The following is a 25,389-nucleotide window of genomic DNA, read 5'->3' on the forward strand; positions in this document are numbered from 1 at the left end:
GGGAGCCGGCCCGGACCACCGAGGGGCCCGCCGTCGTACCGCGACGGCGGGCCCCTCGGCGTGTCCGGGCTGCGGGCCCTCGGGGCGCCCGCGCCGATCCGAAAGGGTGGGCCCCTCCTGCTCGTCGGCGGGCAAGGAGGGCGATCGGGGAGGCCCCCGGAACGAGGGGCACCGGCGCGATGACCGTCGGCACCGGGCCGGAGCGGCCGGTAGGCGAGCGCGCGAGTCACAGCCGGTACGGGATACTGGGGGCGGCCGGGGTGACCCGGCGGGCATGAGCAACAAACCAGAAGGGCTCGAAGTGACCGAGATCGAGATCGGGCGAGGCAAGCGCGGCCGCCGGGCGTACGCCTTCGACGACATCGCCGTCGTCCCCAGCCGCCGTACGCGTGACCCGAAGGAGGTCTCGATCGCCTGGCAGATCGACGCCTACCGCTTCGAGCTGCCGTTCCTGGCCGCCCCGATGGACAGCGTGGTCTCGCCCGAGCAGGCCATCAAGATCGGCCGCCTGGGCGGTCTGGGCGTGCTGAACCTGGAAGGCCTCTGGACCCGCTACGAGGACCCGCAGCCGCTGCTGGACGAGATCGCCTCGATCACCGACGAGTCCGTCGCGACCCGCCGCCTGCAGGAGATCTACTCCGCGCCGATCCGCGCCGAGCTGATCAAGCAGCGGATCCAGGAGGTCCGCGACTCCGGCGTGGTCACCGCCGCCGCGCTCTCGCCCCAGCGCACCGCCGAGTTCTCCAAGGCCGTCGTGGACGCCGGTGTCGACGTCTTCGTCATCCGCGGCACCACCGTCTCGGCCGAGCACGTCTCCAGCGCCGCCGAGCCGCTCAACCTCAAGCAGTTCATCTACGAGCTGGACGTCCCGGTGATCGTCGGCGGCTGCGCCACCTACACCGCCGCGCTGCACCTGATGCGGACCGGTGCGGCCGGCGTGCTGGTCGGCTTCGGCGGCGGCGCCGCCCACACCACCCGCAACGTGCTCGGCATCCAGGTGCCGATGGCCACCGCCGTCGCCGACGTGGCGGCCGCGCGCCGCGACTACATGGACGAGTCCGGCGGCCGCTACGTGCACGTGATCGCGGACGGCGGCGTCGGCTACAGCGGCGACATCCCGAAGGCGGTCGCCTGCGGCGCCGACGCGGTGATGATCGGTGCCGCGCTGGCCCGCGCCACCGACGCCCCGGGCAAGGGCTTCCACTGGGGCATGGAGGCCGTCCACGAGGAGCTGCCGCGCGGCAAGCGGGTGGACCTCGGCACGGTCGGCACCACCGAGGAGATCCTCACCGGTCCGTCGCACACCCCGGACGGCACCATGAACCTGTTCGGTGCGCTGCGCCGCGCGATGGCCACCACGGGCTACACGGAGCTGAAGGAGTTCCAGCGGGTCGAGGTGACCGTCAACCCGGCGCTCGACCACCGCTGAGCAGTGCCCTGACGCGGTGTCGAAGGCCCCTGCCCGGTTCGCCGGGTGGGGGCCTTCCGGGCTTTTCGGGGTCGGCGGGTCGGGGTCGGCGGATCGGGGTGTGGGGGTTCGGGCTCCCGGGTGTGTGGCGGCGGGTCGGGCACCGCGGGCGCGCGGCCTTCGCTCGGTGCGCCCGCGTCAGCCGCGGTCGGCGGTGCGGCGGGTGAGGAGGAAGCCGCCGATGAGGGCGATGGCGTAGAAGGCCACGTCGAGGGGGCGCAGGTCGGCGTGCCAGGTGCTGAGGGTGTCGTGCAGGAGGCCGTGCGGGCCGGGGCTGTCGGTCTGCACGATGCGGAGCCGCTGGGTGAGTTGGCCGAGCAGCAGGGCGCCGGCCGACAGCAGGGCGCCCAGGGCCGGGAGTAACCGGTTCCGGCCACCGAGGAGGCCGAGCGGGAGGGCGATCAGGCCGGCCTGGGCGATGGCCAGCCAGCCGAGGCTGTCGGCGGCCCGCAGCGGGGCGAAGCCGTACGCCAGGCCGCCGAGCAGGGCGGCGAGCAGGGCGAGGGGGAGGGCGAGGGCGGTGCGGCGGCGTGGGGCGGTCGCGGGGGCGGCGGGGGAGACGGGGTCGTAGCCGGTGACGGGGATGCCGGGCATGCCGGGGGCGACGTACCCGTCGGGGGTGTCGAGGAGGGGTGCGACCGAGTAGTGCTGGGCGGTGCGCGGCCGGATCGATGGGCCGTCAGTGCCCGGTGCCGGTGCGGTCATGGGCGTCGAGTCCCCCCGGGAAAAGACGATGAGCTGCCGAACGGTAGCAGCGGTTCGGACAGATCTTGGCGAGTTTTCGATCACAGATCGGGCACGGAGCGCCGCACCCGTTCCGGTTCGTCCCGGCTTGGGACGGGGGGTGGGTGGTCGAGGGCCATCCGGACAGGGGATGATGGAGGCTTGGGCGTTCGGGCCCGGGCCGGGCCGACGCGCCGTCACCACCACCGCCAGCAGCACATGGGGGAACGTTCCGAATGACCCAGGCGCAGGGTTCCACCGGCCGCCTCCTGGCCGGCCGCTACCGGCTGAACGGCGTGCTCGGGCGCGGCGGCATGGGCACCGTCTGGCGCGCCGAGGACGAGATGCTGGGCCGGACCGTCGCGGTCAAGGAACTGCGGATGAACGCCAGCGTCGAGGAGGAGGAGAAGCACCGGCTGATCGTCCGGACGTTGCGCGAGGCCAAGGCGACCGCGCGGATCCGGCACAACTCGGCGGTGACCGTCTTCGACGTCGTCGACGAGGACGACCGGCCGTGGATCGTCATGGAGCTGGTCGAGTCCCGCTCGCTGGCCGACGTGGTCCGGGAGGACGGGCCGCTGACGCCCGGCCGGGCGGCGGAGATCGCGCTGGACGTGCTGGGCGTGCTCATCGCGGCGCACGCGCTGGGCATCCTGCACCGGGACGTCAAGCCGTCCAACGTGCTGATCGGCGAGGACGGCCGGGTCGTGCTCACCGACTTCGGGATCGCCAGCGTGGAGGGCGACGCCTCGGTCACCTCCACCGGCATGCTGGTCGGCGCGCCCTCGTACATATCCCCGGAGCGGGCGCGCGGGCAGAAGCCCGGGCCGCCGGCCGACCTGTGGTCGCTGGGCGGCACGCTGTACGCGATGGTCGAGGGCCGGCCGCCGTACGACCGGGGCTCGGCGCTGGCCACCCTGACCGCGGTGATGACCGAGGAGCTGGTCCCGCCGGTGAACGCCGGGCCGCTGCTGCCGGTGATCGAGGGGCTGCTGGAGAAGGACCCGGCGAAGCGACTCGACGCCTCGCAGACCCGCTCGATGCTCAAGCGGGTGGTCGCCGAGGCGACCGCGAAGGCCGAGTCGACCACCGAGCACGCGATGCCGGTGGAGAAGGTGGGGGAGGCGGTCGGGAAGAAGGCCGAGCAGACGGCCGCCGAGCCGGAGCCCGCCGAGGCCGAGTCCGAGGCCGAGTCCAAGGCCGAGTCCAAGGCCGAGGAGCCCGCCCCCAAGCGGACCGTGGGCGGGCTGCTGGGGACCGTCCGGGTGGGCAGCCGGGCTCGGGACGAGGAGCCGGCGGCGGAGCCCGTCGCCAAGTCCGTCGCCAAGCCCGCCGCTGAGCCCGAGCCCGTTCCGGCGACCGAGCCGATCCGGCCGGTGACCAGCGAGTGGACCATGGGCGCGACCCAGGCGGCCGGGGCAAACCCGCGCACGGGCCGGCGGCGGCTGGCCATCGCGACCGTGGTGGTCGTGCTGCTGCTGATCGCCGGGGTGGTCGCGGTGGTCAAGGCCGTGGGCAGCGGGGGAAGCGGCGCGAAGGGCGGGAGCACCCACAGCGCGGGCGCCACCTCGCCGGCGGCGACGACCACCGAGGCCACGCCGAGTCAGACGCCGGCGACCCCGCCCGGCGAGCCCGCGCCCGCCGGGACGGCCGCCGAGCCGGCCACCACGGCCGCCTCCTCGGCCGCCGCACCGCCGCCGGCCGCCGGCACCCCGACCCAGACCCCGGCGTCCACGCCCACGCAGACGCCGACCTCGACGCCGACCCCGACCCAGGCCGCCCCGGGCGGGGCGGCGCCGGCCGGGTACCACGAGTACAAGGACCCGAGCGGCTTCTCGGTGTTCCTGCCGGACGGGCTGCAGCCGGCCGGGTCGGACCCCAACCGGCGGATCTTCAAGAGCGCGGACGGCAGCCAGCTGCGGATCGAGTGGAGCACCTCGCCGCACTCGAGCGCCGTCGCCGACTGGCAGGACGCCGAGCCCGACCTGCGCTCGCAGGTGAGCAACTACCAGCGGGTGAACCTGTCGGCGATCAACTACCGGCAGTGGACCAACGCGGCGGACTGGGAGTGGACCAACGGCACGCCCAAGATGCACTCCCTCAACCGCGGCTTCGTCACCGGCACTCCGGCCAAGTACGGCTACTCGATCTACTGGATCGTCCCGGACGCCCAGTGGGCCGCTCAGGCGCCGGCCCGGGACGTCGTGTTCAACAGCTTCCAGCCGGCGCCGTAGGGCCCGTCTTCGAACTCGCGCCCGCGGGAGTTCGAAGACAGGACCTACGGCGGGCGGGTTCAGCCGAGCAGGCGCTGCTTGGCCCGGCTGAACTCCTCCTCGGTGAGCGCACCCGAGGCCCGCAGGGCGGCCAGCCGCTCCAGCTGGCCGAGGAGTTGCTCACCGGCCGAGAACTCGGCGGGGGCGGCGTCGGAGGGCGCCGGGGCGGCGGCGGGCACCTGCGGCGATGCGCTACGGGCGAGCCGGGCGAGCCGGGCGGCCTCGCGGATCCGCTCGGCGAAGACGTCGGCCTTCGCCACGTCCTCGAAGCGGTGCGAGCCGGTCAGCGCGACGACCGTCAGCACGTCGCCGGTGAGCTTGGTGCGGGTCACGGTGGCGTCGGTGACGGCCGTAAGCGGAACCGGGACCGGCAGCTTTCCGTCCTTCAGGAAGAGCATCCGGTGGGTGGTGAGCACCAACACCCCCTTGCGGAAGTGGTCGGGGTGGCGCCCGGCGGTCGAGGCGACCGGCTTCTCGCCGTCTATGACGGCGGCCTCGACCGTGCGGACGGCCGCGGCCTGGTTGGCTTGGCTGCTGTTGCCCGCCACCTTGAAGGCGGTGTCGATCAGATCGCTCCAGTCCATGGGGTCGAGCGTAAAGGAGCCGCTCAGTAGGCTGCTTGATGAGCGAGAGGAACTGGCATGCGTGGCGGCCCGGGGCAGTTGCTGGCGGGGCGGTACCGGCTGACGGATCGTCCCGAACTGCTGCGCGCCTTCGCGGTGGACGAGCGGACCGGCGAGTCGGTGCTGCTGCGCGCGATTGAGCTGCCCGCGCTGCTGACCGCCGGTCAGGACCCGGACGAGCCGAACCCCGCGCACGGGGACCGGCTGGTGCGGCGGGTGGCGGCGGTCGGTTCGGCCGCGCCGTCCTGGCACCCGCGGCTGCTGCGCGGGGTCGGGGCCTTCGTCGAGGGCGAGTTGCTGTGGACGGTCGAGGAGCGGCCGGCCGGGCAGACGCTGGCCGACCTGCTCGCCGCCGGTCCGGTACCGCCGTACCGGGCGGCCGAGCTGGCGGCGGACGTGGTCGGCGCGCTGCGGGCGCTGCACGAGGCCGGGCTCGCCCACGGCAACCTGACCGCCGAGTCGGTGCTGGTCTGCGAGGACGGCGCGGCGATGCTCGGCGGGCTGCTCGCCGGGGTGGCGCAGGAGGCGCTGGCCGAGGACCTCGGCGGGCCGGGCGGCCGGCGCCGGTACGAGGTCCGGGCCACCCTGGTCGGCCCGGTGGCCGAGCGCTGGCCGCTGGACGGCGGCCCGGCGGGTGACTGCTGGGCGCTCGGGGTGCTGGTGCAGCGGCTGGTGACCGGCCGCGCGCCGTACCCGGAGGGCGGTGTGCCGGAGCTGGTGACGGCGGTGCGGGACGGGCGGCGTGAGCCCTCGGCGGTCTGCGGTCCGCTGGCGCCGCTGGCCGAGCGGCTGCTGCAGCCCGATCCGACCCTGCGGCCGACCGCGGACGCGGCGCGGCAGGAGCTGGCGGCGCTGCTGGCGGGCGCGCCGGAGCCGGCCGACGAGGAGCGGGCGACGCAGGCGGTGGAGCTCAAGCCGGACGCGCCGCTGGTGCCGCTGCGGCCGCGTCGGCGCGGCGCGGGCGGTCGGGGCGGGCGGCCGGAGGTCGGTACGGAGTTCGACGGGGCACGGCCCGGCGGCGGCAGAGCGCCGCGGATGGCCCCGGCCCTCCTCGGGCCGCTGCTGGTCGGGGGTGTGTTCCTGCTGCTGGTGCTGGGAATAGCCGCCGTGGTGCTGTTCGCAGGCTGACGGCCTCGGTGCGCACCGGCTCCTTGGTCCGGTGGGCGGGCGTGATTACCGGGGTGGGCGGGGTGCGCCTAATGTGTGCGTGGGATTTGTTCGAACAGCGGTCTGCACCAGGCGATCCGCCGAGGTGACGGCAGGTGGGAATCGAGAGGGGGAGCGGTCGCCGATGGGCGTGCAGGACCGGCCGGAGGCGGCCGAAGCGGAGCGGCTGTTGGCCGGGCGGTACGAGCTCGGTGACCGGCTCGGCCGGGGTGGGATGGGCACGGTCTGGCGGGCCTGGGACCGGATGTTGGACCGCGAGGTCGCGGTCAAGGAGCTGACCGTCAACCACCTCCCCGAGGAGGACCTGCAGATCCTGCACGCGCGGATGAAGCGCGAGGCCAGCGCGGCCGCCCGGATCAAGCATCCCGGCGTGATCACCGTGCACGACGTGCTGGAGCAGGACGGCCGGCCGTGGATCGTGATGGAGCTGGTCGACGGCCGCTCGCTGGCCGACGTGATCAGCCAGGACGGCACCCTCCAGCCGCGCGCCGCCGCCGAGGTCGGCAGCCAGGTGCTCGCCGCGCTGCACCGCGGCCACCAGCTCGGTGTGCTGCACCGGGACGTCAAGCCGGCCAACGTGCTGCTGGAGCGCGGCACCGGGCGGGTGGTGCTGCTGGACTTCGGCATCGCGACCTACGAGGGCTCGACCGAGCTGACCCGGCCGGGTGACCTGGTCGGCTCGCCGGACTACCTGGCCCCCGAGCGCGCCCAGGGCGAGCGGCCCGGGCCGGCCTCCGACCTGTGGGGCCTCGGGGCGACGCTGTACGCGGCGGTCGAGGGCCAGTCGCCGTTCCGCCGGGACTCGCCGATCACCACGCTGGCCGCGGTGGTCGACGAGCCGCTGCCGGAGTCGCGCCGGGCCGGGCCGCTGGGACCGGTGCTGGCCGCGCTGATGGCCAAGGACCCGGCCGACCGGCCGAGCGCGGACGAGGCGGCCCGGATGCTGGCCGAGGTGCAGGCCGGGCACACCATCGGCCTGAAGTCGGTCGCGTCGGTCCGTACGCCCACCCAGTCGGTGCCGGTGGTGGACCGCAGCGAGGTGCCGGAGGGGACCGCGGAGTCCCCGGTGGAGGGCTCGGAGGAGCCGACCGGGCCGCGTCCGGCCGTGCCCGCGACCACGACCGCCGTCACCTCCGCCGTTCCGGCCGGTGCCGCGGACACCGCCGGGGGAGTGTCGGCCGCGCAGCAGGCGCACACCGCCGTCAGCGCGCCGGTCGCGCACACCGTCACGCCCACGCGCGGTCCGGCCAAGCGCCGCAGCCGGATGAAGCTGGCCGCCATCGCGGTGGCCGTCGGGGTGCTGGCGGCCGCGGCGACCTTCCTCGCCACCCGGCACGTGGCCGGCACCCCGGACGCCGACACCACCCCGACCGGGCAGCCGGGCACGGCCGAGCCGTCCGACCCGGTGCCGACCGGCAGCGCGACCCCGGGGGCGCCGGCGCCCGCCGGCTACCACTGGGTCGACGACCCGGCCGGCTTCCGCTTCCCCTTGCCGGCCGCGAACCCGGCCTGGCAGCGCATCCTCGGGAGCGACAACAACCAGATCTTCTACAGCCCCGACGGCAAGGTGCACTACCTGCAGTTCGCGGTCACCGTCGGCCAGCCGGTCAAGCCGCTGGAGCACATGCGGGAGATGGAGGCCAGCGTCTCCAAGGCGCAGAAGGACTACAAGCAGCACCGGATGGCGAGCACCGCGGTGAACGGTCACGAGGCGGCCGTCTGGGAGTTCAGCTACGCGGCCAAGGAAGGCGGCCGTCGGCGCGCGATCGAGACCGAGTTCCTCGACGAGGACGGCACCGCGTACGCGATCTACTCGTCCAGCCCGGACAAGGGCAGTGACTGGACCGAGGCCACTCAGCGTTTCACCACGGTGCTCAACGGCTTCACCCCGACCCGCTGAGCGGAGGGCCGTACGGGCGGAGGGCCGTACGGGCGGAGCGCCCCGCTTTCACCCGACTGCGGCAGATTCTTGTTACCGACGGGTACCGAACCGGCCCCCGAAGGCCTAGGCTGCGCCGTATGTCGGACCTCACAGCAGATGCAGCGGCCACCGAACACGCTGACGCCGGTTCCGCGAGCGGCAACCCGGCAGCTCCCGGCGGAGGCCGGACCGTTGCGGCCGCCGTCCCGCCGTCCCTGGTGGCCCGGTTGGCCGCCGGGGTCACCGCGACCGGCGAGCCCAGTGTGGTGGAGACCGTCGCCCCGCTGACCGGTGAGCGGTTGGCCGGCCTGCCGCAGTCCACCCCGGCCGACGTCGAGGTCGCCTTCCAGCTGGCCCGCCGCGCCCAGCCCGCCTGGGCCGCGCTGCCGGTGCGCCGCCGCGCCGCCGTCCTGCTGCGCTTCCACGACCTGCTGCTCAAGCGGCAGGACGAGGTGCTGGACCTGATCCAGGCCGAGACCGGCAAGGCCCGGCTGCACGCCTTCGAGGAGGTGCTGGCCGTCGCCATGGCCGCCCGGCACTACGGGCGCGGCGCCCAGGGCTACCTGCGCGACCGCCGCCGCGGCGGGGCGCTGCCGGTGCTCACCCACACCGTCGAGGCCCGCCGCCCCAAGGGCGTGGTCGGCCACATCTCGCCGTGGAACTACCCGCTGGAGCTGTGCATCGGCGACCTGCTGCCCGCCTTCGCGGCCGGCAACGCGGTGGTCAACAAGCCCGACACCCAGACCGCGCTGACCGGGCTGTGGGCCCGTGAGCTGCTGATCGAGGCCGGGCTGCCGGCCGATCTGTGGCAGGTGGTGATCGGCGACGGCCCGGTGATCGGCCCGGCCGTGGTGGAGCACGCGGACTACGTCTCCTTCACCGGCTCCACCCGGACCGGCCGTGAGGTCGCCCAGCGCGCCGCCGCCCGGCTGGTCGGCGCCTCGCTCGAGCTCGGCGGCAAGAACGCCATGCTGGTGCTCTCCGACGCCGACCTCGACGCGGCCGCCGCGGGCGCCGTACGGGCCTGCTTCTCCTCGGCCGGACAGCTGTGCATCTCGATCGAACGGCTGCTGGTGCACCGCTCGGTGGCCGACGAGTTCCTGGAGCGCTTCGTCGCCCGTACCCGGGCGCTGCGCCTGGGCGGCGGCCTCGCGTACGGCGCCGACATGGGCTCGCTGGTCTCCGCCCGCCAACTGGACACCACCACCCGGCACGTGGAGGAGGCGGTCAAGGCGGGCGCCACCGTGCTGGCCGGCGGGCGGGCCAGGCCCGACCTCGGCCCGTACTTCTACGAGCCGACGATCCTCGACGGGGTGACCCCGGAGATGTCGGTCTGCGGCGAGGAGACCTTCGGCCCGGTCGTCGCGGTCTACCGCTTCGACACCGAGGAGGAGGCGGTCGCGGCCGCCAACTCCACGCCGTACGGCCTGAACTCCAGCGTCTGGACCAGGGACCTGCGGCGCGGCCGGGCGGTCGCGGCCCGACTGCGCACCGGGACGGTCAACGTCAACGAGGCCTACGCGGCCGCGTACGGCTCGGTCGCCTCGCCGATGGGCGGCATGGGTGACTCCGGGCTCGGCCGGCGCCACGGTGCGGAGGGCATCCTGCGCTTCACCGAGGCGCAGACCATCTCGACCCAGCGGGTCATGCCGCTGGCGCCGTCGTTCGGCCTGGACGACAAGCAGTTCGCGGCCGTGATGACCGGCGGGTTGCGGGTGCTCAAGGCGCTGCGGTTCAAGTGACCCCGGGCGCGAACGGCCGCGGGCTCACGTAGCCCGGGGCGCAGGTGGCCGCGGGTTCAGGTGGCCTCCGACCGGCTTTCCCCCCAGCAGGTTCGACCCTCGAAGGAGCAGTGGCAGATGGTGGAGTCCGGCGGTGCGGCCGAGTTCGACTACGACGTGGTCGTGGTCGGCTCCGGCTTCGGCGGTTCGGTCGCGGCGCTGCGGCTCACCGAGAAGGGCTACCGGGTCGCCGTCCTGGAGGCCGGGCGGCGCTTCGAGCGGGACGAACTGCCCCGGAACTCCTGGGACCTGCCGAACTACCTGTGGGCGCCGCAGCTCGGGCTGTACGGCATCCAGCGGATCCACCTGCTGGCCAACGTGCTGATCCTGGCCGGCGCCGGGGTCGGCGGTGGCTCGCTGAACTACGCCAACACCCTGTACGTGCCGCCGAAGGCCTTCTTCGAGGACCGTCAGTGGCGCCACATCACCGACTGGCAGCAGGAGTTGGCGCCGTTCTACGACCAGGCGCAGCGGATGCTCGGGGTGCGGCTCAACCCGACCGTCACCCCCTCGGACGTCCACCTCAAGGCGGCCGCCGAGCGGATGGGCGTCGGCGACACCTTCCACATGGCGCCGGTCGGGGTCTTCTTCGGCGACGGCAAGGACACCGACGGTACGGCCAAGGCGGCGCCCGGCGAGGAGATCGCCGACCCGTACTTCGGCGGCGCCGGCCCGGCCCGCAAGGCCTGCGTGGAGTGCGGCGAGTGCATGACCGGCTGCCGCCACGGCGCCAAGAACACGCTCACCGAGAACTACCTGTACCTGGCGGAGCGGGGCGGCGCCGAGATCCACCCGCTCACCACGGTGGCCCGGATCCGTGAGCACGGCGACGCCCGTGGGAATCGTGGCTACGCGGTGGACGTGCGGCGCACCGACTCCCGGTCGAAGACCGACCCGGCGAAGGCGGGCGCGCGGACCATCACCGCCGCCCGGGTGGTCGTCGCGGCCGGCACCTACGGCACCCAGTCGCTGCTGCACCGGATGCGCGCCTCCGGCCACCTGCCCCGGATCTCCGCCCGGCTCGGCGAGCTGACCCGCACCAACTCCGAGGCGCTGGTGGGCGCGCAGACCACCGACCGGCGCTACGGCGGCAAGGCGGACTTCACCAAGGGTGTCGCGATCACCTCCTCGATCCACCCGGACGCCAACACCCACATCGAGCCGGTCCGCTACGGCAAGGGCTCCAACGCGATGGGCGCGCTGTCCATCGCCCAGGTCAAGGGCGGTGGGAGGACCCCGCGCTGGCTGCGCTACCTGGGCAACTCGGCGCTCCACCCGGTGACCTTCGCCCGCTCGATGAACCAGCGCGGCTGGTCCGAGAAGACGATCATCGGTCTGGTGATGCAGTCGCTGGACAACTCGATCACCGTCTCGCTGAAGAAGGGCCCTCTCGGCAAGCCCCGGCTCACCTCCAGCCAGGGCCACGGCACCCCCAACCCGACCTGGATCCCGGCCGCCGAGCAGGGCGCCCAGGCGCTGGCCGACGAGATCAACGGCTTCCCGGGCGGCACCGTCGGCGAGATCTTCGACATCCCGATGACCGCGCACTTCCTCGGCGGCTGCCCGATCGGCGATGCCCCCGAGACCGGCGTGGTCGACCCGTACCACCGGCTGTACGGACACCCCGGGATCAGCGTGGTGGACGGCGCGGCCGTCTCCGCAAACCTCGGCGTCAACCCCTCGCTCACCATCACCGCGCAGGCCGAGCGCGCCATGTCGATGTGGCCCAACAAGGGTGAGGAGGACCCGCGTCCGGCCCCGGGCGAGGCCTACCGCCCGGTCACCGCGGTCGCGCCGGTGCGACCGGCCGTACCGGAGGGCGCGTTCGGCGCGCTGCGGCTGCCGCTGCTGCCCGTCCCGGAGGTCCCGAAGAAGCGCGACTAGGGCCGCGGGCGCGGCCCCGATCCGACCAGGTCGGGGCCAACCCGCCTGGCGGCTTTCGCGGTTGACAGCCTTTCGGATCCGATGGGATAAACGGGCTCCCTGGGGGGACCAGGAACTCGTCGAGCGGGGGGAAAGCGGTCCATGGCCAACTGCGCATCGTGCGGCGCGACTTCGGTGGAGGGGGCGTCCGTCTGCGGCTCGTGCGGTCGGCCGCCGGCACCTCCGTCGCCGACCGCCGTCGCCCTGCCCGCCGTACCGCCGACCGCCCCCGGTTACGGGCAGCCGCCCACCGCGCCGCCCGGCTACTACCCGCCGCCCGGCCAGGGCGCCGGGTACCCGCCGGTCGGCGGCCCGCCCGCGGTGGGCAGTTGGGGCGCCGGGCAGCCGTACTACCCGAAGACCGCCCAGTCGCCCGTGCTGCGCTGGCTGGCCGGTTCGAACTGGCGCCCCGCGCTGGTGGCGGCCATCGGGCCGACCGTCGTCCTGCTGGTGGCGGCTCTGATCGCGGCCGTCCCGGGCGACTACGACTACGACGGCGCCTACGCCCCGCCCGACTTCGGCGACCGCTTCGGCGCGGCGCTGGCGATGGCCCTGAACGCGCTCGGCGCACCGTTCCGGATCGGCGCGAACACGGGCTCGTCGGGCCATTCCCTTCAGGAGGGCATGGAGCTCACCTTCCGGGTCCTGCCGCTGACCGTCACCGTGTTCTGGGCGCTGGCGCTCTGGCTCGGCCTGCGGGCCAGGCTGCGCCGGCGCAAGGCCGACGGCACCCAGCTGACCCGGACCCAGGCCGCCGGTGAGGCGCTGCGCAGCGCCGTGGTGCTGGCCGCCGTCACCCTGCTGCTCGGCCTGCTCGCGGGCACCGACTGGAACCCGGGGCGGCCAGGCGGCTACTCCGGCTTCCCGGACTACTCCGACTCCGGCGGCCGAAGCCGCGCGATGGGCATCACCGCGGACAGCACCTGGCTGGAGGCGGTCGGATGGACCGCCCTGCTGGCCTTCCTGCTGGCCTTCGCCGTCTACGGCACCGACGCGCTGCGTTGGGCCGCCTGGCGCAGCCGGTCGGTGCGCGGCTGGGCGCTGGCCGCGCTGACGGCCGGCCAGGCGCTGGCGCTGTCGGTGGCCCTGTCATCGGTGGCGGCCTTCGTGCTGGTCGCGGTGAACGCCGAGAACGGTGCGACGACCGCGGTCTCGCTGGCGTTCCTGCCCAACCTCGGCCTCCAGCTGCTCGGCTTCGGCTCGGGGGCGACCTTCTCGGCGCACGTCAGGACGACCAGCGGCGACACGACATGGGGCAACCGCAGCAGCGGGGTGGAGCTCTCCTTCTTCGATCTGCACGACGCGTCCGCCGACTGGCGCTGGTGCGGTCTGGCGGCAGTGGTCGCGGCCCTCCTGCTCGGCTGGGCGGCGTACCGGCGGCAGCTGGACGCGGCCGACCGGCTGCGCCTGGCGGCCGTGTACACGGTGGTGCTGACCCTGCTGATGACGGTGGCCGGCGCGCTGCTGACCAGGACGGTGTCGATGGCGGGCTGGACCTCCTCGGTCCGCTCGGAGATGTCCGAGGAGAACTCGGTCGGCCTGGTGTTCCTCAGCGTGCTGGTGGCCAACGCGGTCTGGGCCGTGGTCGGGGCGGTGTTGGTGCCGGCGGCGATGGCGGCGCTCGGTGGCCGGGGTGCCGCGGCTCCGTACGGGGCGGCGCCACCCGGCGCGTACGGGGCGGTGCCCCCGCAGGTGCCGTACCCGACCGGGCCGGCGTACGGCGTTCCGCCGCAGGGCATGCCGCCGCAGGGTATGCCCCCGGTCGGCGTGCCGCCGCAGGGCGCCGCACCGTACGCCGCGCCGCAGGGCAGGCCGCAGGACGCGCCGCCGGAGGTGCTCGGGGCCGGGGTGAGCGAGGTGATCGGCTCGCACGAGGCGCCGGCCACCCCCGCCGCCGGGACGCCGCTGCCCGCCGACGCGCCGCGGCCGCCCGAGGAGCCGGTCGATCCGAGCGTGTGGCGCGACCACCCCTGAGGCGGGCCGGAAACCCCGGGAGCAGCCGAAACGGCCGGAAAGCGCCGTAGGGAGCCGGAAAGGGCAAAGGGCCCCGCGGGGGAACGGGGCCCTTTGTCGCTCAGCATCGGCGTCAGGGCTGCGCCGGTGCTGGAGGTGACGGCGCCGGGGGAGGAGCGCCGTCGTGTCGGTTGGCTTCGGGTCGCGTCCTCGCGGCTCCGGCGTGGATGGCCGGCGGAGCGGGGCGCGCACGCCCGTACGACGGCGGGTCGGCGCGCAGGTTTGCGCCGGGCCCACGCTCACGGAGCGTGAAGTGAAAACCGCTGTCGCCTTCCGCGCGGCGGCGGCGGAGACATCGGTCCGGACCTCCGCGATGAGCCTGCCGGCCGCCGGGAGAACCGTTCACACCGAGCATCGTGCTGGACGAAGGGCTTGCTCTGCAACCGATTCGGCACAGTTCGGCACAGTCCATTTACGGCAGACACCGCGCTGAATGATCACGGTGTGTAGTGGTCGAAGTGGTTGCGGCGCACGGGGACGCGCGTAGCAGCGCGGGACGACGAGGGGTGTGCGCCCGGGGCGTGCCCGGAGTGAACCGTCGGTGCGACGGCCGGTCCCGGGCGTCCCCGGAGGCCGGCCGCCCCACCTCTCGGCCCAGTCGCGGCCGGGGTCGCTGTCCCCTGCTGGCCGGCCGCGGCACCCGCGCACGGTCCCACGGAGCCGCGCTCCCCGACCGGTCGGGGTGGCGGCGCCACATGCGCCGGTGGACTGGGGGTGAAGCTCCACGCGTGGTCCTGCAGCCCGTACGGCGGTGCCCCCGGTCGGGGGCGGAGCCGGCGCGTCTGGCGGACGCGGCGCGGCCGTACGGTTGTCAGAAGCAACGAAGCGAGGGCCCGCCCGGTCACGGTCCTTTGGACGGGCAGACGAGTGAAACCGGACAGCCCGGTAGAATCGGTGTTCAGACACCCACACCCGTCCGCCGCCGCAGCCCCCGTCGGGGAGGCGGTTCAGCGCGACACCTCGATACCGCTGCCGGAAGGCCGTCTGTGTCCTCTGCAATTCCCGTCCAGTCCGCGCCGGACAACGACACCGTCCTGGTGGTCGACTTCGGTGCCCAGTACGCCCAGCTCATCGCCCGTCGGGTGCGTGAGGCACGGGTCTACAGCGAGATCGTGCCGAGCAGCATGCCGGTCGCCGAGATGCTCGCCAAGAACCCGAAGGCGATCATCCTCTCCGGTGGCCCGTCGTCGGTCTACGAAGAGGGCGCCCCGCAGATCGACCGCGCGATCTTCGAGGCCGGGGTCCCGGTCTTCGGCATGTGCTACGGCTTCCAGCTGATGGCCGTGACCCTGGGCGGCACCGTCGACAACACCGGCGCCCGCGAGTACGGCCGCACCCCGCTGACCGTCTCCCGCGCCGGCTCCACCCTGTTCGAGGGCGTCCCGGCGCAGCACTCGGTGTGGATGTCGCACGGCGACGCCTGTTCCGCCGCCCCGGAGGGCTTCACCGTCACCGCCTCCACCGACGTGGTCCCGGTCGCGGCCTTCGAGAACGACGAGGCCCGCCTGTACGGCGTCCAGTACCACCCCGAGGTGCTGCACTCCGACCACGGCCAGCAGATCCTGGAGCACTTCCTCTACCGCGGCGCCGGCATCGCCCCGACCTGGACCACCGGCAGCGTGGTCGAGGAGCAGATCGCCCTGATCCGCGAGCAGGTCGGCAACAAGCGCGCGATCTGCGGCCTGTCCGGCGGTGTGGACTCCGCGGTCGCGGCCGCCCTGGTCAACAAGGCCATCGGTGACCGGCTGACCTGCGTCTACGTCGACCACGGCCTGATGCGCAAGGGTGAGACCGAGCAGGTCGAGAAGGACTTCGTGGCCGCCACCGGCGTCCAGCTGAAGGTCGTCGACGCCTCCGAGCGCTTCCTGAACGCGCTGAAGGGGGTCACCGACCCCGAGGAGAAGCGCAAGATCATCGGCCGTGAGTTCATCCGGGTCTTCGAGCAGGCCCAGGCCGAGATCATCGCCGAGGCCGGCGAGCAGGGCGAGTCGGTCGACTTCCTGGTCCAGGGCACCCTGTACCCGGACGTGGTGGAGTCCGGCGGCGGCACCGGCACCGCCAACATCAAGTCCCACCACAACGTCGGCGGCCTGCCCGAGGACCTGCAGTTCCAGCTGGTCGAGCCGCTGCGCAAGCTGTTCAAGGACGAGGTCCGGATGGTCGGCCAGGAACTCGGCCTGCCGGAGGAGATCGTCCAGCGCCAGCCGTTCCCGGGCCCGGGTCTGGGTATCCGGATCGTCGGCGAGGTCACCAAGGAGCGTCTGGACCTGCTCCGCGACGCCGACGCGATCGCCCGCGAGGAGCTGACCGCGGCCGGTCTGGACCGTGAGATCTGGCAGTGCCCGGTCGTGCTGCTCGCCGACGTCCGCAGCGTGGGTGTGCAGGGCGACGGCCGCACCTACGGTCACCCGATCGTGCTGCGTCCGGTCTCCTCCGAGGACGCGATGACCGCCGACTGGTCGCGCCTGCCGTACGACGTGCTGGCCCGGATCTCCACCCGGATCACCAACGAGGTCCGCGACGTGAACCGCGTCGTCGTCGACGTCACCAGCAAGCCGCCGGGCACCATCGAGTGGGAGTAGCACTCCCGCGCCGCTGAGCCGGTGCTGAACGGCCGCGCCGTCGTTCCCGTATGGGGGAGCGGCGGCGCGGCCGTTTGCTCCCCGGGGTGGGACGTCTGGTCCTCCCGGGGGGACGTCCCACCGAAAGCGTGCAGGAGCGGGCAGAATGCGGACCGGACCTGTCAGGGAGTGGCAGGCCGCGAAGGAAGGTGTGAGGGATGTCGGAGGCCAGCAACTCCGTGGCGGTGGACGGGGGCGCGTCCGGCGGGGACGACCGGGACGACCGGGCGGCCCAGCGGCGGGCGCTCGCGTCCGGGTACGCGCTGCTGCCGCTGCGGATCTTCCTCGGCGTCACCTTCGTCTACGCCGCCCTGGACAAGCTCTCCGACTCCCACTTCCTGGCCGGCGCGGGCGATCCGGCCTCGTTCGTCTCGCAGACCCAGGCGGCCAAGGCCGGCGGCAGCCCGATCTCCTTCCTGCTCGGCCCGGCCCTCCACGCGCCCACCCTGTTCTCCCTCGCGGTCGCCTTCGGCGAGCTGGCGGTCGGCCTCGGCACCCTGCTCGGCCTCTGGGGGCGGGTCGCGGCGCTGGGCGGCGCGCTGATCAACCTGAGCCTCTGGCTCACCGTCAGCTGGAGCGTCTCGCCGTACTACCTCGGCAACGACCTCGCCTACCTGATGGCCTGGACCCCGCTGCTGCTGGCCGGCACGCCGTACCTGTCGGTGGACGGCTATCTGGCCGGCCGGGCCGGGCGGGACCGGGAACGCGGGCTGACCGAGGACCACGTCAAGCGCCGGGCGCTGGTGGACGGCGGGATCGCGGCGGTCGCGATCGGCGGCGCCGGGCTGCTGACCGGCTCGCTGACCCGGACCTTCGGCCGGAACAAGCAGGCCGCCCCCAAGCAGTCCGCAGACCCGGCCCCCGCCGCGGCGGACCCCGTCGCGACGGCGTCCGCCGCGACGGCGCCCGCCCCCTCGGTGCCCGCAGCGAGCGTGCCGGTCGGCGGGTCCGCGCAGGTCAAGGACCCGGCCAGCGGGGACGCCGTCTACATCGTCCAGCCCAAGGCCGGGCAGTACTGCGGCTTGTCCTCGGTGTGCACCCACTCCGGCTGCGCGGTGGACGCCCCGAAGAACGGCCAGCTCTACTGCCCCTGCCACGGCTCCCGGTTCGACGCCGCGACCGGCGCGGTGGTCAACGGGCCGGCGGTCAAGCCGCTGCCCAGGTACACCGTCAGCAAGGACGGGGACAAGCTGACCCTGGGCCCACTGCAGAGCTGAGCGCTCCCTCAGTCCTCACGATCGGGCCGGTTGCGCCGGGCCACCGCCACGACCGCGCCGGCCAGGCCGCCGACGCCGAGCACGAGGAACGTGATCGGGACGACGATCCGTCCGCTCACCGTCTCGTCGTTGAGCGCCGCCACCAGGTAGCTGACGGCGATCACGGTGAACAGTCCGCCCGCGATCAGCGAGAACAGGTCGAGCCGGTGCTTCCTCACTGCTGGACCACCTTGATGTCGCCGATGCCGATTCCGAGTTCGAGGTCGAGCGTGCCCTTGGACGGGTGGCCGACCGGCGGGCTGAGCACGTAGGTGTGCCGGCCGGCGCCGTTGTTCTGGTCACCCGGGACGTTGATGTTGCCGAGGCCGACCCGGGCCACCAGGTTCACCGTGACGTCGGACGGCAGGGTGACGGTCAGTTGGCCGGCGCCGAGGTCGACCTTGGTGGCGAGGGTGGTCCCGGCGGGGTCGAGCCCGGCCAGGTCCATCCGGATCTCGCCGGCGCCGAGGTCGTAGCGGTCCTTCAGCTCGGCGGCCGAGGTGATCGTCCACGAGCGGTCGCCGACGGCGTCCTGCACGGAGTGCGGCGAGCGGCCGACGAAGGTCAGCGCCAGGGTGACCAGCAGGCCCAGCACCGCGAGCTTGCGGGCCTTGCCGAACTTCGCGGCCAGCAGCAGGCTCAGGCCGACCACCAGCAGCCCGGTGGCCAGCACCACGGTGCTCAGCTTGGTGACGTCGGTGTGGCCGACCGAGGCGGACCAGACCGCGGTGGCCGCGCCGATCGCCAGCAGGAAGCCGAAGAAGCCGAGCGCCGAGCGCTCCTTGGGGCGCCGGACGACGGCCGGTTCGCGGCGGCGCTCCGGGCGCTCCTTGCGCAGCGGGTCGCCCTCCGGCAGGTCGGTGCGCTGCCACCAGGGCTGGGCCGGGCTGCCGGGCGGCGGCACCTTCGTACCGAACGGGGGCGTGGTGGTCGAGGAGGCGGGGACGGCGTCGCCGTACGGGTTGCGCTCGGGGTGGCGCGGGTCCCACAGGTAGCCGCTCGGGCCGGGGGAGTCGGCGGGGACCTTCCCGGCGGCCTGGTCGGCGGCGTGCTGGGCGCGGGCCGCCTCGTCCTGCGGCGGGCGCGGCCAGGTGTGGCCGTCGGTCTCGGGGAAGTGACGGTCGTACGGGCCGCCGCGCCGGCGGCCGCGGATCCGGCCGCGGCGGCGCTCCGGGTCGTAGCGCACCGCCAGGAAGACCAGGCCGCCGAGCAGCAGCAGCGGGAACTGCTGGTCGCCGTCGCCCATCGAGGAGAAGAACACCCCGGTGCCGATCACGGTCAGCAGCACCGCGCCGACCGACTGGCCGTCCACCCGGCCGGTGAGCACCCGCTGGAGCTCGGTGCGCCCGCCCTTGCCGCCGGTGGCGCCCTCGGTCGGGATGATCAGCCAGGCCAGGCCGTACAGGAACAGTCCGAGGCCGCCGGAGAGGCAGAGCACCACGGTGACCACCCGGAAGACCACCGGGTCGATGTCCAGATGCCGCCCGAGGCCGCCGCAGACGCCGGCCACCACGCGGTGGTGCTCGGCCCGGGTCAGCGGGGGGCGGTCCGGTTCCGGCGGGGCGGCGGGCCCGGCCTCCTGGATGCGGTGGTCCTCGGTCATGGGCACCATCCTTCCGGCAGGGGGCGGTCCGACCCAACCGGGTCCGGCCCTGCCCGTACCCTGACTTGTCCCTGATAGACGTTAGGGACACACCCTGATGCGCCCGCGGCCACCCGCGTGGAACCATCGGTGACGTGGCAGCACCCGGTACCGATCCCCGACCCCTCGCCCCCGACACCACGTCGTCGGCCGGCGGCGACCCGAACGCGCCCGACAGCGGACGGCCGCCGTACCGTCGGCTCTACCGCAGCCCGCAGGGGCGGATGCTGGGCGGCGTCGCACACGGGCTGGCGGTGCACCTCGGGCTGCCGGTCCGCTGGGTGCGGCTCGCCTTCGTCCTGCTGTTCTTCGCGCAGGGGATCGGTGCGCTGCTGTACGCCGCGTTCTGGTTCGTGGTGCCGATCGGCATCGGCGAGCCCTCGCAACGCGGTGGCACGCACTGGGTGAACGTCAACGGCGTCTACATACCGACCTCGGCCTGGCTGCGACCGGGCACCCCGCTGACCAAGCCCGGCGGCGGCTGGGTCGGCCGGCTGCGTGAACTGCTCCAGCACGCCCTCCAGGGCGAGCCGGTCGCCGCGCCCGCCGCCGAGGGCGAGTCCGCCGACCGGCCCGCCGCCAAGACCGGGCAGGGCGGCATCGGCCAGCTCGCCGCCCTGGTCATGGTCGTGATCGGCCTGATCGCCCTGCTGAACGTGCTCGGCGTGCAGACCGCCAAGCCGTACACCTGGCCACTGCTGGCGATCGGCGTCGGCGTCGCGCTGGTCTGGCGGCAGGCCGACGACTCGCGCTGGCAGCGCTGGTTCGGCATCGAGGAGGGCGAGAGGCGCCGCGGCGCCTACACCCGGGTCGGCGCCGGTGTGCTGCTCGCGGTGGCCGGCACCATCGCGCTGCTCGCCATGCAGGGCAGCGGCTCCACGCTCGGCTCGGTGATCGAGGCCTCCCTCGCGGTGCTGGCCGGCGTGCTGGTGCTGCTCGGCCCGTACGGCCTGCGGATGTGGCAGGACCTCGGCGCCGAGCGCACCGCCCGCATCCGCGCCCAGGAGCGCGCCGAGATCGCCGCGCACATCCACGACTCGGTGCTGCACACCCTGACCCTGATCCAGCGTCGGGCCGAGGACCCCAAGGAGGTGCTGCGGCTGGCGCGCTCCCAGGAGCGTGAGCTGCGGCTGTGGCTGTACCGCCCGGAGGCCGCCGCCGAGGCCGCGCCGGACACCATGGCGGAGACCCTGCGCGCCGCCGTCGCCGAGGTCGAGGACCGGCACGGCGTCCCGGTCGAGCTGGTGATCGTCGGCGACTGCCCGATGGACGAGAGGATCGCGGCACAGATGCAGGCCGCGAGGGAGGCGACCGTCAACGCGGCCAAGTACGGTGGCGGGGGACCGGTCCAGGTCTACGCCGAGGTGGAGGGGAGGACGGTGTCGGTGTTCATCCGCGACCACGGCCCCGGCTTCGACCCCGACACGGTGCCCGAGGACCGGATGGGCGTACGGGAGTCGATCATCGGCCGGATGAAGCGCAACGGCGGCACCGCTCGGGTGCGGCCGGCGGCGGGCGGCGGCACCGAGGTCGAGCTGGAGATGGAGAGAACGAATGACTGAGGCAGCGCCGGAGCGCACGGCCAGGGTCGTCCTGGTGGACGACCACCGGATGTTCCGGACGGGGGTCAGGGCCGAGATCGGCCGTACCGAGGTGACCGGCATCGACGTGGTCGGCGAGGCCGACGACGTCGACTCGGCGGTCCGCGTGGTCGCCGAGACCAGGCCGGACGTGGTGCTGCTCGACGTCCACCTGCCCGGCGGCGGCGGCGTCGAGGTGCTGCGCCGCTCGGTCGGCGTGATGGGCGAGCAGGGAGGGGTGAAGTTCCTGGCGCTGTCCGTCTCGGACGCCGCCGAGGACGTCATCGGCGTCATCCGAGGCGGTGCGCGCGGCTACGTCACCAAGACCATCACCGGCACCGACCTGGTCAATGCGGTCTTCCGGATCGCCGACGGCGACGCCGTCTTCTCGCCCCGGCTGGCCGGCTTCGTCCTGGACGCCTTCGCCGCCACCGACACCCCGCCGGTGGACGAGGACCTCGACCGCCTCACCCAGCGCGAGCGCGAGGTGCTCCGGCTGATCGCCCGCGGCTACGCCTACAAGGAGATCGCCAAGCAGCTCTTCATCTCGGTGAAGACCGTCGAGAGCCACGTCTCCGCCGTCCTGCGCAAGCTCCAGCTCAGCAACCGCCACGAGCTCACCCGCTGGGCCACCGCCCGCCGCCTGGTCTGAGCCCGTCAGCCGGGTGCCGTCGAATGTCGCGGTGAGCCCGCCCGCCCTGTTTCCTCCGGGCGGGCGGGCTTGTCCGTGGGTGGCCATAGACTCGTCAGTGCCATGAATAGCCTCTTTGACGACCTCCCGCTCCCCGGTTTCGAGGCACCCGCCGCCGGGTCGAAGCAGCCCGCCGCACCCATCGACGCCGTCGACGAGGAGCCCCCGCCGTACGAGGACGACGTCCCGTACGACGCGTACGAGGAGGCCATCCCGGCCGGGCTGTTCCAGACCGACCACGCGGCCGAGGCCGAGCGGGACGCCTGGTACCGCAACGGCGCCGCCCGGACGGTGGTGGACCCGGCGCAGTTGCTGGAGGGGATGAACGACCCGCAGCGCGAGGCGGTGCTGCACGCGGGCTCGCCGCTGCTGATCGTGGCCGGCGCAGGCTCCGGCAAGACCCGGGTGCTGACCCACCGGATCGCGTACCTGCTGGGCGCCCGCGGGGTGCAGCCGGGCGAGATCCTGGCGATCACCTTCACCAACAAGGCTGCCGGCGAGATGCGCGAGCGCGTCGAGGCGCTGGTCGGCCCGCGCGCCCGGGCGATGTGGGTGTCCACCTTCCACAGCGCCTGTGTGCGGATCCTGCGCCGCGAGTCCAAGGTGCTGGGCTTCACCTCCAGCTTCTCGATCTACGACTCGGCCGACTCGCAGCGGCTGATGTCGCTGGTCTGCCGCGACCTCGACCTGGACCCGAAGCAGTTCCCGCCGAAGTCCTTCACGGCGAAGGTCAGCAACCTCAAGAACGAGCTGATCGACGAGGAGACCTTCGCCGACCAGGCCGCCAACCCGATGGAGAAGAAGCTCGCCGAAGCGTACGCGCTGTACCAGCGGCGGCTGCGCGAGGCCAACGCGCTGGACTTCGACGACATCATCATGACGACGGTGAACCTGCTGCAGGCCTTCCCCGACGTCGCCGAGCACTACCGGCGCCGGTTCCGGCACATCCTGGTCGACGAGTACCAGGACACCAACCACGCCCAGTACACGCTGGTCCGCGAGCTGACCGGCGGCTCGGTGGCCGACGCCCCCAAGCGCACCGTGGACGGCGAGCTCGTGAACCCGGCGGCCGGGCGCCTGGCCGAGGTGCCGCCGGCGGAGCTGTGCGTGGTCGGTGACGCGGACCAGTCGATCTACGCCTTCCGCGGCGCGACCATCCGCAACATCCTCCAGTTCGAGGAGGACTACCCGAACGCGACCACGATCCTGCTGGAGCAGAACTACCGCTCCACCCAGACCATCCTGAGCGCCGCCAACGCCGTCATCGAGCGCAACGCCAACCGGCGCGAGAAGAAGCTCTGGACGGCCGGCGAGCACGGCGAGAAGGTGGTCGGCTACGTCGCGGACGACGAGCACGGCGAGGCCCAGTTCATCGCCGACGAGATCGACCGCCTCACCGACAAGGACGAGGCCAAGCCCGGCGACGTCGCGATCTTCTACCGCACCAATGCCCAGTCCCGAGTGTTCGAGGAGGTGTTCATCCGGGTCGGCCTGCCGTACAAGGTGGTCGGCGGGGTGCGCTTCTACGAGCGCAAGGAGGTCCGGGACGTCCTGGCGTACCTGCGGGTGCTCTCCAACCCGGAGGACACCGTGCCGCTGCGCCGGATCCTCAACGTGCCCAAGCGCGGCATCGGCGAGCGGGCCGAGGCGATGGTCGACGCGCTGGCCGCGCGGGAGCGGATCTCCTTCGCCCAGGCGCTGCTGCGGGTGGACGAGGCGTACGGGATGGCCGCGCGCTCGGCCAACGCGGTCAAGAAGTTCAACACCCTGATGGCCGGGCTGCGCCAGGTCGTCGAGTCGGGCGCGGGCCCGGCGGCGGTGCTGGAGGCCGTCCTGGAGGAGACCGGCTACCTGGCCGAACTCCAGGCCTCCACCGATCCGCAGGACGAGACCCGGGTGGAGAACCTGCAGGAGCTCGCCTCCGTCGCCCTGGAGTACGAGCAGGACCCGGGCGAGCGGCCGGACGCCGGGGAGGAGGGCGCGCCGCCGGTCGGCTCGCTGGCCGACTTCCTGGAGCGGGTCGCGCTGGTCGCCGACTCGGATCAGCTCCCGGATGCGAAGCAATACGGGACCGAAGGAGGAAGTCCCGACGAGGACGAGGAGGGGCAGGGCGTCATCACGATGATGACCCTGCACACCGCCAAGGGCCTGGAGTTCCCGGTGGTCTTCCTGACCGGCATGGAGGACGGGATCTTCCCGCACATGCGGGCGCTCAACCAGGTCAAGGAGCTGGAGGAGGAACGTCGGCTCGCGTACGTGGGGCTCACCCGCGCCCGCGAGCGGCTCTACCTGACCCGCTCGGTGCTGCGCAGCGCCTGGGGGCAGCCGGCCTACAACCCGGCCTCACGGTTCCTGGAGGAGATCCCGGAGACGCTGGTCGAGTGGAAGCGGACGGGCGCGGCGCAGGCGCCGGTCCAGCGCGGCTTCTCCTCGGGCTCGTCCTGGGGCAAGTCCTCGTCCGGGGGCTCGCGCTCCGCCGGGTCTTCGTCGGCGGCCGCCTCACCGAAGGCGGGTTGGGGCCAGTCGGCGCGGCGCGCCGGCAAGGTGGTGGAGCGCGAGGCCGTCTCGCTCGCGGTCGGCGACCGGGTCACCCACGACACCTTCGGACTGGGCACGGTGGTGGGCGTCACCGGCTTCGGCGACCGGGCGCAGGCCACGGTCGACTTCGGCTCGGAGGGGCGCAAGCAGCTGCTGCTGCGCTACGCGCCCGTCGAGAAGCTCTAGCGCGGATCGAGTCCGTTCGCGAGGAACCAGGGCAGCGGGTCGACCGGCCCGCTGCCCGGCGGCCGGATCTCGAAGTGCAGGTGCGGCCCGGTGCTGTTGCCGCTGCTGCCGACGAAGGCGATCACGTCGCCCTGCTTCACCGGGCCCTTGCGCACCTTGTAGGCGCGCAAGTGGCAGAACCAGGCCTCGGTGCCGTCGTTCATCTTCAGGATCGACATGTAGCCGTAGAACGGGTTCCACTGCGTGCGGATCGTGCCGTCGGTGACGGCGTAGACCTCGGAGCCGCCGTCCACCGGGAAGTCGATGCCGGTGTGCAGCTTGGCCCAGTGGGTGCCGGCCGCGCCGAACAGCTCGCCGAGGCCGTGCTGGGCGACCGGCATGACCACCTTGGGCTTGGCCGGTTCCGCGGTCGGCTGGGCCGTCGGGGTGTCGGTGGGCTGGGCGTCGGCGGGTTGGGCGCCGGCCAGCGGCTGGCGGGCGTCGCCGCGCGAGGCCTGGGCCTGGCCGTCGCCCGCGACCGCCTGCTGCGCGGCCTGCCGGGCGGCGGTGTCGTCCGGGGTGTCGGCCGCCGTCGCCTGCGGCGGCACCCGGTCGGCCTGCTCATGGACCACCGTGACGGCCGCGGCCCCGGCGACCCCGAGTGCGGCGACCGACGGGACCGCGACCCGGAACAGCGCGGCCCGGGTGGCCGCCTTGGCGGCGCCGCGGCGCTGGGCGCGGGACTGCTCGCGGGCGGCGAGGCGCAGCTCCGCACGGGTCGGGCGGGCGGCTGCTTCGGGAGCCATCGGGGGCTGCCTCCTCGGTGGGCCTCGGGCACGTCGTCGGGCGAGAGGGAAAACAGCCGTGACTGTAGCCGCAAGGCCGACACCCCGGAAAAACCTCCGGTTGTCAAGGGGGCGGCCGGGGGTCTGGCCGGTGTCTGTACGGACGGTCCGCGGAGGGGTGTACCCACTGGTAGCAAGGCCTGGGGCTGTGACTTTGCC

At 73.7% G+C, this 25,389-nt stretch carries 17 protein-coding genes and 1 pseudogene; 13 read left to right on the forward strand and 5 right to left on the reverse strand.

Annotated features, from left to right (window positions below; genetic code table 11):
* The first annotated feature begins 301 nt into the window (after positions 1-301).
* The gene (locus tag ABZW30_RS05335) at positions 302-1,429 is read left to right on the forward strand and encodes a GuaB3 family IMP dehydrogenase-related protein (protein ID WP_355669795.1); all 1,128 of its coding nucleotides are present in this window, start codon (positions 302-304) and stop codon (positions 1,427-1,429) included.
* 177 nt (positions 1,430-1,606) lie between these two features.
* Here the strand turns inward: ABZW30_RS05335 and ABZW30_RS05340 are convergent, their stop codons facing one another.
* Positions 1,607-2,173, reverse strand: coding sequence for a hypothetical protein (locus tag ABZW30_RS05340; protein WP_355669681.1), 567 nt, complete (start codon positions 2,171-2,173; stop codon positions 1,607-1,609).
* 254 nt (positions 2,174-2,427) lie between these two features.
* Between ABZW30_RS05340 and ABZW30_RS05345 the strand changes: the two genes are divergently transcribed.
* Complete coding sequence (locus ABZW30_RS05345; RefSeq protein WP_355669682.1) at positions 2,428-4,425, forward strand: serine/threonine-protein kinase; 1,998 nt, start codon at positions 2,428-2,430, stop codon at positions 4,423-4,425.
* A gap of 59 nt (positions 4,426-4,484) precedes the next feature.
* Here ABZW30_RS05345 and ABZW30_RS05350 read toward each other — a convergent pair whose 3' ends face one another.
* Positions 4,485-5,048 (reverse strand): SHOCT domain-containing protein, encoded by a 564-nt coding sequence (locus ABZW30_RS05350; protein ID WP_355669683.1) that lies wholly within the window; start codon positions 5,046-5,048, stop codon positions 4,485-4,487.
* A gap of 57 nt (positions 5,049-5,105) precedes the next feature.
* Between ABZW30_RS05350 and ABZW30_RS05355 the strand changes: the two genes are divergently transcribed.
* The 8 genes and pseudogenes from ABZW30_RS05355 (at position 5,106) to ABZW30_RS05390 (ending at position 17,730) form a co-directional block, all read left to right on the forward strand.
* Complete coding sequence (locus tag ABZW30_RS05355) at positions 5,106-6,215, forward strand: protein kinase (RefSeq protein WP_355669684.1); 1,110 nt, start codon at positions 5,106-5,108, stop codon at positions 6,213-6,215.
* Positions 6,216-6,378: 163 nt separating this feature from the next.
* Complete coding sequence (locus ABZW30_RS05360; protein WP_355669685.1) at positions 6,379-8,154, forward strand: protein kinase; 1,776 nt, start codon at positions 6,379-6,381, stop codon at positions 8,152-8,154.
* A gap of 119 nt (positions 8,155-8,273) precedes the next feature.
* On the forward strand, positions 8,274-9,917 hold the full coding sequence (locus ABZW30_RS05365) for a succinic semialdehyde dehydrogenase (protein WP_355669686.1): 1,644 nt from the start codon (positions 8,274-8,276) through the stop codon (positions 9,915-9,917).
* A gap of 117 nt (positions 9,918-10,034) precedes the next feature.
* Entirely contained in the window at positions 10,035-11,840 is a 1,806-nt protein-coding gene (locus ABZW30_RS05370) for a GMC family oxidoreductase (protein WP_355669687.1), read from the forward strand.
* A 141-nt stretch (positions 11,841-11,981) separates the two neighbouring features.
* Positions 11,982-13,853, forward strand: a complete 1,872-nt coding sequence (locus ABZW30_RS05375) for a hypothetical protein (protein WP_355669688.1) — start codon at positions 11,982-11,984, stop codon at positions 13,851-13,853.
* A 1,025-nt stretch (positions 13,854-14,878) separates the two neighbouring features.
* Entirely contained in the window at positions 14,879-16,474 is a 1,596-nt protein-coding gene (gene guaA / locus ABZW30_RS05380; protein ID WP_355669689.1) for a glutamine-hydrolyzing GMP synthase, read from the forward strand.
* A 302-nt stretch (positions 16,475-16,776) separates the two neighbouring features.
* A pseudogene (locus ABZW30_RS05385) lies at positions 16,777-17,199 on the forward strand (DoxX family membrane protein); the annotation flags it as partial.
* A gap of 246 nt (positions 17,200-17,445) precedes the next feature.
* Positions 17,446-17,730: a Rieske (2Fe-2S) protein gene (locus ABZW30_RS05390; protein ID WP_355669796.1), complete on the forward strand. Its 285-nt coding sequence runs from the start codon at positions 17,446-17,448 to the stop codon at positions 17,728-17,730.
* An 8-nt stretch (positions 17,731-17,738) separates the two neighbouring features.
* Here the strand turns inward: ABZW30_RS05390 and ABZW30_RS05395 are convergent, their stop codons facing one another.
* Positions 17,739-17,948 carry a hypothetical protein gene (locus ABZW30_RS05395; RefSeq protein ID WP_355669690.1) on the reverse strand — a complete coding sequence of 70 codons (210 nt, stop codon included), beginning with the start codon at positions 17,946-17,948 and terminating at the stop codon, positions 17,739-17,741.
* Positions 17,945-19,372: a PspC domain-containing protein gene (locus ABZW30_RS05400; RefSeq protein WP_355669691.1), complete on the reverse strand. Its 1,428-nt coding sequence runs from the start codon at positions 19,370-19,372 to the stop codon at positions 17,945-17,947. Before ABZW30_RS05400 ends, ABZW30_RS05395 begins: the two co-directional genes overlap by 4 nt.
* 134 nt (positions 19,373-19,506) lie before the next feature.
* Here ABZW30_RS05400 and ABZW30_RS05405 point away from each other — a divergent pair, with 134 nt between their 5' ends.
* From ABZW30_RS05405 to pcrA, 3 genes are all read left to right on the forward strand, one after another.
* Complete coding sequence (locus ABZW30_RS05405; protein ID WP_355669692.1) at positions 19,507-20,973, forward strand: PspC domain-containing protein; 1,467 nt, start codon at positions 19,507-19,509, stop codon at positions 20,971-20,973.
* Positions 20,966-21,643 (forward strand): response regulator transcription factor, encoded by a 678-nt coding sequence (locus ABZW30_RS05410; RefSeq protein WP_355255707.1) that lies wholly within the window; start codon positions 20,966-20,968, stop codon positions 21,641-21,643. Before ABZW30_RS05405 ends, ABZW30_RS05410 begins: the two co-directional genes overlap by 8 nt.
* Positions 21,644-21,745: 102 nt before the next feature.
* A complete protein-coding gene (gene pcrA, locus ABZW30_RS05415; protein WP_355669693.1) occupies positions 21,746-24,406 on the forward strand; it encodes a DNA helicase PcrA in 2,661 nt (886 codons plus the stop codon).
* Here the strand turns inward: pcrA and ABZW30_RS05420 are convergent.
* Positions 24,403-25,191 carry a M23 family metallopeptidase gene (locus ABZW30_RS05420; protein WP_355669694.1) on the reverse strand — a complete coding sequence of 263 codons (789 nt, stop codon included), beginning with the start codon at positions 25,189-25,191 and terminating at the stop codon, positions 24,403-24,405. The two genes, pcrA and ABZW30_RS05420, sit on opposite strands and share 4 nt — an antisense overlap.
* Between the last annotated feature and the right edge of the window lie 198 nt (positions 25,192-25,389).

Origin of the sequence: Kitasatospora sp. NPDC004669 (genome assembly GCF_040609455.1) — a bacterium.
Classification (GTDB): domain Bacteria; phylum Actinomycetota; class Actinomycetes; order Streptomycetales; family Streptomycetaceae; genus Kitasatospora.